Source organism: Microbulbifer okhotskensis (assembly GCF_023895975.1).
Classification (GTDB): domain Bacteria; phylum Pseudomonadota; class Gammaproteobacteria; order Pseudomonadales; family Cellvibrionaceae; genus Microbulbifer; species Microbulbifer okhotskensis.
The window spans coordinates 1-10,451 of sequence record NZ_JALBWM010000124.1 but is presented as its reverse complement, the minus strand read 5'-3'; the positions used below and the strand labels follow the sequence as shown (position 1 = coordinate 10,451).

The following is a 10,451-nucleotide window of genomic DNA, read 5'->3' as shown; positions in this document are numbered from 1 at the left end:
TATCTGGCCGTGGTTCCTACCTATTTCGCCCCCTAAAACTGTCCGAAGTATTGCTAAGTTGATTCTGTAATGACTGTCAGGATAATAGCGTCAGGGAACCTCTACCCTCCCCCCTGAAAGCCCCATAGAACGCGCCTTGAAAGCACAGCTGCTGCGTTGCAGCCCTCAAGGCCTACAAAGATATTACGGGATTGTTCAGAGGCTACTTAACGATGAATGCTGCATAAATATCAGGTATAAGAGCGAGCAATGAACGGGAGAAAGGACCTTAAATCTCAACCTAAAACGGGGCGATATTTCCCAATTTTCTTTGGTGATGCCGTTCGACTTCTAAAGGAATCAGATCTAACCCAATCTGATGGTAGTCGACTAGCCATAAGAATGGAGAATATAGAAGAAGAATTTGACAAGGGTCACCGTCTAGTCGACATTAGACTTGGAGAAAATGTGGCGATATATTCTCTCCCTGAAGAAATTACAGGAAAAACAGCCAAAAATGCTGTCACTAAAGCACTGAATGAACTGAATGAACTGACCAAGACTCAAAAAATAATCACTAATTCTGATGGTAGTAAATATTCGCACTTTTGTGCCTACCTAAACCCAGCATTTAAAATTGTCATCACCCGCAAAGACATATCAACACAACAAGGAAAATATCAAGGAAACTCAAAATTTTCAAATGCATTTAAATCTAAAAAAACCACTTGCATTGAAACGACCCTCAGCACGACGGGATTGGAGCCCTGACTTAATTGTAGAAAGCCGCTGGTGTAGAGTTCGCCCCAGGAATTCATCAAGCCAACACACCACTATTGATAATATTTATGTTCAATGGAAACTATATGAATCTTACTGAAAGCTTGGAATTGATAAATAGCTTTTTCAATGAAACTATTGAATTTGGGAAGGAGGAGGACTCTTCAACATCCTCCTCCCTTGAACAAGAAAAAGGCATCACCCTTCCCCCGGAGCTCAAGAATTACATTGATAAATTTGCCCCTGCATCAAATTTCTATTTTACCTGCATAGGCAACTCACTGGGAGTTTATGCTAAACAGCGACTCTCTTGGTTGATGGACGGCTATAATTATAACTCCGCCTCTAAGGAACCGATTAAAGGCTGGCGTGAATCCTGGTTTATATTTTCAGACGAGGGTGCCGACCCGATTATTGTTAAGCTCAACGAGCAAGAAAAGCATTCTAAGGTGTACAAAGCAATGCATGGAGCCGGCAAATGGGAATTCCGCCCAATTGCGGATTCTATTGGCCAGTTTCTTGTTTGCGCCGCAGCGACACATCATGCCTTGTGTGGCTTTAACCTTGAGGATTCAATTATTGATGACAGAAATGGTTTTAATCTGGCAGAAGAACCTGCAAGCTGGCTCTTTCCATTTATCCACAAGCATGCCTCAAAATACTATGAAGAGTGGGTTTCCGTTTTTGAAAATAGCAATATATTCCCTGGTGATTAGTAGTTAGTGGCGACGGAGCGGGCAAGACTCGCTCAGTATTTTTCTCTAATACAACTCTTCAAACTTGTGCCCAGCCCCAGACAACAAAGAAGATCGCGACTATCTTTCAGTTCTAGACCATCAAAATACGCCGCTACTTTCGACATTGAGCATCTATGAATAACCAGCACGACATCAGTATTGGAAGCGATCAATGGATCATCGTTCCAGACCCCAAAAGCACCAAAGACGACGCAACGGAAATTGATCCATATATGCAAATGCTACTCCCCACCAGGAAGGCGCTGGAAACCCAATGCTTTTCCACCTGTTGCGGAATCGATGCTTACGACTTATGGGAGGAGGATACAATAAAAAACACCAAAAAATTTAACCACAGGGAGCTAATTGACTGCATTGTGAGACCTAAAGCTAAAATTATGAATCTGGAAAATGAAGTCTTGGTTAGCTCTACACTCAACAACTTTTTTACGCGCGCTGTATTTTTACAGCTATTAGAGCATCTTCTAAAAACCTATAACAACGTCCAGCGAAACTCACTCTCCGAGAACTGAACCTCCGCTCTATATCCACAACCCTCAACCCCGCCGCCTTAATCAATCAACCTGGTACAACCGCCTCTATCAACCCTTGCTGCTATACCGTTTTTTAACCGATTGAGAAGTCTATCTCGGAAATTTCTCCTGCGACAATAAGAAATCTTTGTTACCCCTAGCGGATTAACGTCAGCCCCGAAAAACCTCAGACTGTCCAACCGCCCTTATCGTATATTAAGGTTGTATTTCTCTCCGCCAGACTGAGACAGAAAGAAATTTACAGACACCCAACTCACAGGAAAGAAATGAGGGATTGGATACCACCATAAATCAACCCATCCCAGATGGTGAAGCAGCAGTCCTAAAAGTTTTATATCAATATCATCTTTCGTATATAATCACGCCGAACTGGCTGAATCAGAATTTTTCTATACCCAACATCATCTAAATAGGATATGTATGTACACGGATGAAGATTTAAATTTTGCAGTGAAGAATGGAATCTTCACTGCCGAGTCTGTCACTGAGTTTCGATCAAAGCTCTCATCTTTAAGAAACTCACCTGCTGCCGACGAGGAAAACTTTAGACTAATTGGTGGTTTCAATGATATTTTCATTGTTTTCGCATGCTCATTAGTTCTTTTTTCCTCTTTATGGGTACTTAAAGCCATTACCAGCGAGAACAGCATAGGCTTAGCCGTATTTGCTGGCCTGTCATGGTGTTTGGCTGAGTTTTTTGTTCTTAAACGAAGAATGGCTCTTCCCGCCATCATGCTGCTGCTCGCATTTGTCGGTGGCACTTTTGCATTTACAGCTTCAGCTCTCCCATCCGAAATTTCACTTGTTGCTGCGGCTGCCGCAGCCGTTTTGGCAGCCGGTCTTCACTGGTTACGCTTCAGAGTCCCTATCACTATTGCAGTAGGTACGGCAGCAGTAACCGGCTTTATAGTTTCATTAACTTTAAGCATCTTTCCCGAAACTAAAAACTGGTTATTACCAATAGTATTTCTATGTGGAATATTAACATTTATTTTTGCAATGTACTGGGACGCCTCTGACACAAGTAGAATAACGCGTAGATCAGATACAGCTTTTTGGTTGCATCTGCTCTCTGCACCTTTGATTATTCACCCCATTTTCACATATCTGGGCGTGCTTGACGGCAATGAGAGCTTCGTTAGCATGGCCGTTGTTTTAGCCCTGTATCTATTAATAACTGCACTCTCCATTACTATCGATAGACGTGCGCTGATGGTTTCCTCTTTAGTGTATGTACTTTATGCACTTTCAAGCCTTATCAAAACCTACGGCGGTATAGGCTACAGTTTTGCACTAACAGGGGTATTTATGGGGGCAGCACTGCTATTACTATCCGCCTACTGGCACCGTGTTAGAAGAAATTTGATTCGTAAATTACCTTACAAAGCTAAAAAATATATTCCAGAAGGAGCAGTAGCCTAGCCACAGCAGAAAGCTGGAGCACAAGCAGTTAGCGGGCTCATCCGGTTTTTAGCTGGGCTCTACGGCCCAGTTAGCTCTGGGCGAGCCTGCTCCAAAAGCTAAACTATCAAGTACTGATATAAGAGATTAGGTCCGACACAACAAACTGAATCATAGCTACTTGCGAAAATAGCAAATACCATAGCAAACCTATGGAAAAATCAGGCGTAGATATCGAAACTCATCATTAGGTTTTCCGATAACTACGGAGGGAGGTGAGGGCTAAATTATTACAGCTTGAGCCCGCCCTTTGCGGCTACTAGCTTTCTAGCAGGGGTTAACAAATACCCACTTAATCACTTTGCGGCCGACTTGCAACGTAATCCGAAAAATCTCCATGGCAAGAACCTGCCAACTTCGCCGGAATTATTTATATCATTGATGATAAAGACCTCTAAACTCGGATCACCTGCATCTTCAATAAAGCTCCGCAGCCGCAGTTATCACCTCTCAATACTCCGGACAGCTTTAGCCCAGTAATTTTGGGGGCTGCAGCTCAAGAAGGTAGCTATTGGCAACTCAAGGCTACCTTAGACTTGCGATAAAATAGCCCTTCGAGGCTCAAGCCTTATAGATTCAGGGGCCCTAGCCCTCTAAAACTGTCCGAAGTATTGACCTTTATAATAAGCACAAAAGCCAGCACCTTTATTCCGTAGCCGCCCCACCAAATAGGACAAGATAAACGCAAATACGGAAAAATCTGCAAAAGCCTGCCCTGCATCACATTTTTTACACATAAAGCGTGCTAAATTCATCCCATTCAAGTCGAGGTCAGCTTGATTAATTGCCAAACCGCAACCCGGTAGCAAACTCGCTGTAAGGTAGTAACATTCCAATCCATATTGATATGTGCCCACCAAGGCTCACCACCCACGAGCAGCAGCAATTAGCAGTATGCCCTCCACATTCAGAAGTAAATATTTACTTACAAACTTTACCCTAAGTAAGTAATCGATATGCGGCGATTTTATGCACAGCCGTAGTGTCCACTCGTCGTTTAGGGTTGATTAGCAAGGCCATTGCCCATGACACGAAGAATCGGCTGGGGGGAGCGCCGCGAAAGATGATGCGAAGAGCTTTGAAAAAAGGAACTGTCAAGTGTTGGGCGCAAAAAATCGATCACAGATATATGTACACACGGAATGGAAAGACGCAAAGGCATTCTGGGGCTGCAACCAAGCACCCAGGCCCCTACGCCGGATCAACGGTATTGAAACAAGTTGCGCAATAGTGAAGAGATTTTTGCAGAAAATCGAATGTGCATGTAGCTTCCACCCGGAGAAACCATGCCATCTGTGAATTTTTGACTAAACATATAACCTGACACACCGATATCGCTTCAATTTTGGGTATGGGTGTAACAAACTCAACAGCTGACTTTTTCCACAACGAAGAGATTTATTTCGATGAGCACTGACAAAAGCAATGACGCCACACCATTTCTAGCAGGTATGAGCTCTGTAGAACAGCAATCATCCCTCTCGACTTCAGGTTCTAAATCAGTGCTGGGTGAGGGAATTAATTTCCGCGGCGAACTGATTGGTACCGAAGACCTTCATGTGGAAGGCACTGTTGATGGCACTGTTATTATGGTTGGCCACAACCTTTCTGTCGGTACCGGCGGCGCAGTGACAGCGAATATTCATGCGAAAAATATTGTCGTGGAAGGAACCCTGGATGGCGACGCACTTGCCGATGAGCTGATTGAAATTCGCAACACTGCACAAGTTAACGGAAACCTGATTGCGCCAAGAATCAAACTGGATGACGGCGGTAAATTCCGTGGCTCAATGGATATGATAGACACCGATTCAGAGATGAAGGAACGCCACAAGGAATTCTCTGATCGTCTGGTTCATCCGGATCTACCTGCTACTGAAGAGAAACCCGCAAATCGTTCCCAGCGCAATCCCTCTTACACCTCCAGCGGCTCTACTGCAAGCGATTCATCCCGCCTGTCCGACACCAGCGATTATCTGTTCGGTGCCAAAGAGACAGAAGAGGAAGCTGAGGAAAACTAAGTTAACGCTTCGGGAGATCCTCAATATGGACCCCGGCTATTGCCGGGGTTTTAGCTTTTGGTGTGGGAAATATGTTGCAGCATCATTCATTTGGTATTGCCGCCTTGGCAGATGAAGTCGTTCAACCAGGCAGTAAAGTTTTAGATTTAGGCTGCCTTTCATTCGGCACCACTCAAACTTTCCTGGAACTATCCTGCCAGACATTTATTGAAGATCTACGTAGCCTCTTAATTGAAATCTACGATTTTGATGTACAAACCAGAGCTGCGCGCTTATCTGAACACCTGATCAAAAAACCATCGCGGATAAAAATAGATGTTGTGCTCTGCTGGGATCTGTTTAATTTTATGGAGCCAGAGCTTATCACGTATTTAATTGAGGAAATTCGCCCTCACTTAAAGCCCGGCGCCATTTTCCATACAATGCTGTACACTGGCACAATGCCTAAAGCACCCGCCGACTTTAAGCGCCTATCCGGCTTCACCTTTAATACCACACCACTAACATTACAGAAACCCATACCCACTTATAGGTATTCTTCACTCAACCTGATGAAGACAATGGGCAATTTCTCGCTGCGCTCTTCCCTCTTACACCGGAAAGGCATGCGTAAAGATCTGATCGAATTAATGTTCGAGTACGGCAATGTAAAGTCCCCAAATGCGGTAAGAGCCGGGGGCTCCTCAGGGGCGATTTCCGCATTCAGCCGAGCCCGCCTGACAAGCTTACCCCTGACTGCGTTCAATACCGCCCTATCTCACACAACCCGCTCTCCAGTGAGCAAGGTTCTGGAGATTGGAAAGAAGGCCGGCAGGAATATGCAGCACCTGCAACGTGAGGCGGGCGAGCTGTTTATCTCAGATCTTTATTCAGCAATACTCTGGCAATGCAGTCGCAAGGTGCCGTTTGACGCCGCGGTGCAAGCTGCTCTACGGCAGGCTACCCTCCCCACCAACCTGAATTGCATCCTGCTTTGGGACCTGCTCAATTTCTTTTCAACTGAGCAGATACAAACTATCACCAGCGAATTGTATCAATACCTCGCCAATGACGGCGTGATGCACTTTCTACTCTTCAAGCAACAGAAGCTTCCGAATAACTGCGGTGTATTTGAGGTTCAGCAATCCGGTCTTGTTGGAGCCTATATTCACCCAACCGGGAATGAGCAGACAAAGTTCCGTACAATTACTGATGTAGTAAAGTCCCTACCACAAATGAAAGTACTTAGTCAGGGCGCCGGGCGGGTACCCAACGGCCCCTTTTATCACGAAATAACAATGCAAAAAGTTGTAAAGGATCAATAATGACTCAGTTTTTCTCCCACTGGTTAACTAAGTTATCTCCGGAGCAGGTGACCGATACCTTCCTTGTAGTGATGCTTACCCTTAGCGCCATCGCTTTGATCCTCTACCCTTTAGGCAAATTTCCGCGCTTCGTAAGGGAGGCACCATCACTGCTGACTGCTCTGGGCATACTAGGCACCTTTATCGGTATTATTATTGGTATCTACGGCTTTGATCTGGCGGATATTGACACCTCTATTTCAGAGCTTATGCAAGGACTCGAAACCGCCTTTATGACCAGTATTCTGGGTTTATTCCTTTCCCTGATACTGCGTACTATATTTCAATTATTCACCAGAGATCAGCCAAGCAAGGCAACCTCGGATGATATTTTGTTGGCACTTAATGGCCAGAGAGAAGACCAGGCCAAGTTTCAGCAGCGCATCAGCAAGGAAGTGCTTCAGTCACTCACCTTGGTCGTAGAAAAGTTCAATGACGGCTTGAACGTACAAATGGGCGAAAATTTACAGCATTTCACCCAACAACTTGAAGCAGTATCCCCTGCCCTGCAAGCTTTAATAGGACAGCACGAGCAGCATGCCGAGCTAGCAACAATCTACCGCGAACAAACCACCTCCCTGCTCATCGAAATTAACAGTGCCCAAGAAAACCTTTTGCAGCTGCACCAGCGCATTACCGAACTGCCGGAAATATTCAATGTTATTCCCTCCCTGGTCGAGCAGCAGCGCAATCATTCTGAACAAATTTCGGCCATGCTCAATGAACAACAAGCGTCTATTGAGGTTCTACAAAAATCGATTCCTGATATAGCGCCAAAGTTCGAATCCCTTACCCAGGGAATTGATCAGGCAAATCAACAACTGAGTACCCAAGTTCAAGACTTGATTTCCCTGAGTAAAACCCAGAGTGATGTCTTTGACCAAAGAACTAGTAAAGTGGTTGCTCTCGCCGATGTTCTAACCAGTATCGACCCCAACCACTTTTCCAGCATTATCCATGAAACCGCAAGCAACCATCGTGAATCAATGTCAGAGCTTGCGCAGCTTATTGCCAAGACTCACCAACAGATGATCACCGAGCTATCGCAGGTTATCACCCGAGATTTAACCAATGCCGATGTCAGTATCAAGCGTCAGTATGAACTGCTGGACCAGCGCTTACATAACGAAGTGGAGAGTGTTATGGCAGCAATGGGCGATGCACTCGGTTCGCTGGGTGGTGAATTCTCACGGGATTTTCGCCAGCTAATTCATCAAATGAAGCGAATCGACACTCAGGTCCAGCAGGTCACTGGAGAGGAGCATGTTTGATAGCGCACATTCGAGCAGTGAGACCGGTGATAGCCAGTGGATCAGCCTATCTGACATGATGGCTGGACTGATGATGGTGTTTCTTTGTATCGCCGTCTTTGTGATGCGCTCTCTGATTGACGAACGGGCCAAAATTCGGGAACTGGCAGAATCTTATCGGGATACTCAGCTGGCGATCTATCAAACTCTGCAGCAGGAGTTCTCTCGCGACCTGGATCGCTGGGGTGCATCACTGGATAAACAGACCCTCGCCATTTCCTTTAACAATAGTGATGCACTCTTCAAGACTGGTGATTTTACCCTGAGCGATAATGCACAGGAGATTATGTCTTCATTTGTACCCCGGTACATTGCCGCGCTGACTCCCTATATGGATTCTATCGCCGCAATCCAAATAGAAGGGCACACCAGTTCTGAATGGGGTGAGCAATCTGCACCAGAGGAAGGGTACTTTCACAACTTGCGCCTCTCTCAGCAGCGTTCACGCGCAGTCATGCAATATGCGCACTCACTGCTTGGACCGGCACAAGCAGTATTGGTGCGCGCAAAGGTCGCAGCCGTAGGCTATTCTTCGGCGCGTCCCATACTTAATACCAGCGGTATAGAAGATGCAGATCGCTCGCGGCGGGTTGCCTTCAGGGTAGTCAGGGATTCTGAAAGCCATATCCTGCAAATTCTTGAGGAAGCTTTGTGAAGCTAATTAACTTTCAGCTTATACATAATCGCGAGTCCCAAGTGTCACCGCCCGAATTACAGCCCATGCAATCGGCTCCTCGCGGATATCAAAGTAGCAGCCGAAGCGCCGCGGCTATCGAGCGCAGGGCGCAGAGACATGCTGCGAGCAAGGCAAACCGAAATAGCTTGGCCGGCGCCATTCGCATGGGCATCCAGCTCGACTTTTCAGATCTTGACAGCCTAGCCTGCGCCTGGCGTTACCGGGGTATTCCCGTTTTTCTGTTTGGTTTTGTGCAGAGCCCATCTACGCAAGCAGACGTTTTTGGGCAAATTCATATTTCTCCCAAGTGCCCTTCTGTAGCCAACTACCAAGGATCTGTTTGGGCCAGTAGTGACTATAGCGCAGCACTGTCAGCCTTTCCGCAAGACAAACTCAGGCCCTGCCCTCACTGCCTGCGCCACCTCTATAGCCTGAATATCCCCGACCTGGTGCGCAAAGATCGATTTGGAACAGTTATCGATATTGACTGGTTAAACTATGCTCGATATTTTGCCAACACGATTTTTGATAAGTCCCCCGTCCTTTGGCTAAATGGTGAACGCCCCCAGAAGGTGAGCTCTGTTTTCGCTGTCGATAGCTCAAAATATACCTGCTCTATTTGTCAGTGTCAGATAAAAGCCAGCCGCTGGGCACTGAATCCGGAACTGGCGCAACGCAGCGGGCTACCGCAAAAAATTTGCCTGTTATGCGCCGAGCGACGTGCGCGCGCAGTAATATTGGCAACGCCACAAGCAGCCTTGCGCGCAGCGACTCTACGCTACGAATCTCTGACAAAACAATTAGGCAGCGAGCCCCAGGCATCCTGGATGATTGCTGAACAGGTATTACCCGCTTCTTGGCTGCCACTGGTACAACGGCTAAAAACCCTATTGGGCCCACCCAAAGTTTTCCAGGTAATAGCCCCCAGAGTACTGGCCATATTGTGCTGGCCCAGCATGGGCCGTGCAATTATTGCCGACAACACAAAAGAATCAAAAATCCCTGAAAACTACTCAATATGGCGCAAAGATCAAATCGAACGGGAGTTGGGCTTGGGATAAGCAAGAGTGCCTCGGAGCCAGGGCTATCCCATATAAATCAGCCTAAATGGTGGCTAAGTTTACCTCATTCTAGACAACCTTAGAGCTCATCATGCTCGAGTGGTGAAAGCTAATCCGTCAGAACACCAGGATGAGATTGAAGTTTTTTTGCCATCGCATTCACCTGAACTGAATCCAGATGAATATTTAAACTGCGGTCATAAAAGGGATGCTTATGGTGGAATTCCAGCACGCCCCAAAGAGAAGCTGGAAAATAAAGTACTTTCTCACACGAGAATGCTACAGAAGAAGCCCGCACGCGAGCCTCCTACTTTCAGCATGAATCAATTAAATATGCAGCAAAAATGAACTATTAATTCGCCGGACTAATAACAATCAAACCTCCCAAGGGCTTTCGATTACTTACCCTCCAGGTTGAGAAGCTTTGCAGGCGAATCCCCTGCCAATAATTTTTTAAGTGCTACTATATCATGGTGAGTTATTGTCAATTCTGGTGTTCAACAGGCCTGATCAAGCAGCGCTCTGGTCG

Annotated in this window: 11 protein-coding genes; 10 read left to right on the top strand and 1 reads right to left on the bottom strand. The window is 46.1% G+C overall.

The annotated features are described in order from the left end of the window. Positions 1-249 precede the first annotated feature (249 nt). The 4 genes from MO867_RS18595 (at position 250) to MO867_RS18580 (ending at position 3,472) form a co-directional block, all read left to right on the top strand. Positions 250-750 carry a hypothetical protein gene (locus tag MO867_RS18595; protein ID WP_252471945.1) on the top strand — a complete coding sequence of 167 codons (501 nt, stop codon included), beginning with the start codon at positions 250-252 and terminating at the stop codon, positions 748-750. A gap of 95 nt (positions 751-845) precedes the next feature. Beyond that, positions 846-1,475, top strand: a complete 630-nt coding sequence (locus tag MO867_RS18590) for an SMI1/KNR4 family protein (RefSeq protein ID WP_252471943.1) — start codon at positions 846-848, stop codon at positions 1,473-1,475. Positions 1,476-1,630: 155 nt separating this feature from the next. Next, positions 1,631-2,029 carry a DUF6331 family protein gene (locus MO867_RS18585; RefSeq protein WP_252471941.1) on the top strand — a complete coding sequence of 133 codons (399 nt, stop codon included), beginning with the start codon at positions 1,631-1,633 and terminating at the stop codon, positions 2,027-2,029. 441 nt (positions 2,030-2,470) lie between these two features. After that, the gene (locus tag MO867_RS18580) at positions 2,471-3,472 is read left to right on the top strand and encodes a hypothetical protein (protein ID WP_252471939.1); all 1,002 of its coding nucleotides are present in this window, start codon (positions 2,471-2,473) and stop codon (positions 3,470-3,472) included. 632 nt (positions 3,473-4,104) lie between these two features. Here the strand turns inward: MO867_RS18580 and MO867_RS18575 are convergent. After that, positions 4,105-4,368 (bottom strand): hypothetical protein, encoded by a 264-nt coding sequence (locus MO867_RS18575; RefSeq protein WP_252471937.1) that lies wholly within the window; start codon positions 4,366-4,368, stop codon positions 4,105-4,107. A 549-nt stretch (positions 4,369-4,917) separates the two neighbouring features. Here MO867_RS18575 and MO867_RS18570 point away from each other — a divergent pair. The 6 genes from MO867_RS18570 (at position 4,918) to MO867_RS24095 (ending at position 10,270) form a co-directional block, all read left to right on the top strand. Continuing rightward, entirely contained in the window at positions 4,918-5,532 is a 615-nt protein-coding gene (locus MO867_RS18570; RefSeq protein WP_252471935.1) for a bactofilin family protein, read from the top strand. 71 nt (positions 5,533-5,603) lie between these two features. Next, a complete protein-coding gene (locus MO867_RS18565; RefSeq protein ID WP_252471933.1) occupies positions 5,604-6,836 on the top strand; it encodes a class I SAM-dependent methyltransferase in 1,233 nt (410 codons plus the stop codon). After that, on the top strand, positions 6,836-8,146 hold the full coding sequence (locus tag MO867_RS18560; RefSeq protein WP_252471931.1) for a MotA/TolQ/ExbB proton channel family protein: 1,311 nt from the start codon (positions 6,836-6,838) through the stop codon (positions 8,144-8,146). Before MO867_RS18565 ends, MO867_RS18560 begins: the two co-directional genes overlap by 1 nt. Further along, positions 8,139-8,840: an OmpA/MotB family protein gene (locus tag MO867_RS18555; protein ID WP_252471929.1), complete on the top strand. Its 702-nt coding sequence runs from the start codon at positions 8,139-8,141 to the stop codon at positions 8,838-8,840. Before MO867_RS18560 ends, MO867_RS18555 begins: the two co-directional genes overlap by 8 nt. Further along, complete coding sequence (locus MO867_RS18550) at positions 8,837-9,922, top strand: hypothetical protein (protein WP_252471927.1); 1,086 nt, start codon at positions 8,837-8,839, stop codon at positions 9,920-9,922. The genes MO867_RS18555 and MO867_RS18550 overlap by 4 nt, the downstream gene beginning before the upstream one ends. A 99-nt stretch (positions 9,923-10,021) precedes the next feature. Beyond that, the gene (locus MO867_RS24095) at positions 10,022-10,270 is read left to right on the top strand and encodes a hypothetical protein (protein ID WP_373565905.1); all 249 of its coding nucleotides are present in this window, start codon (positions 10,022-10,024) and stop codon (positions 10,268-10,270) included. Positions 10,271-10,451: the final 181 nt, after the last annotated feature.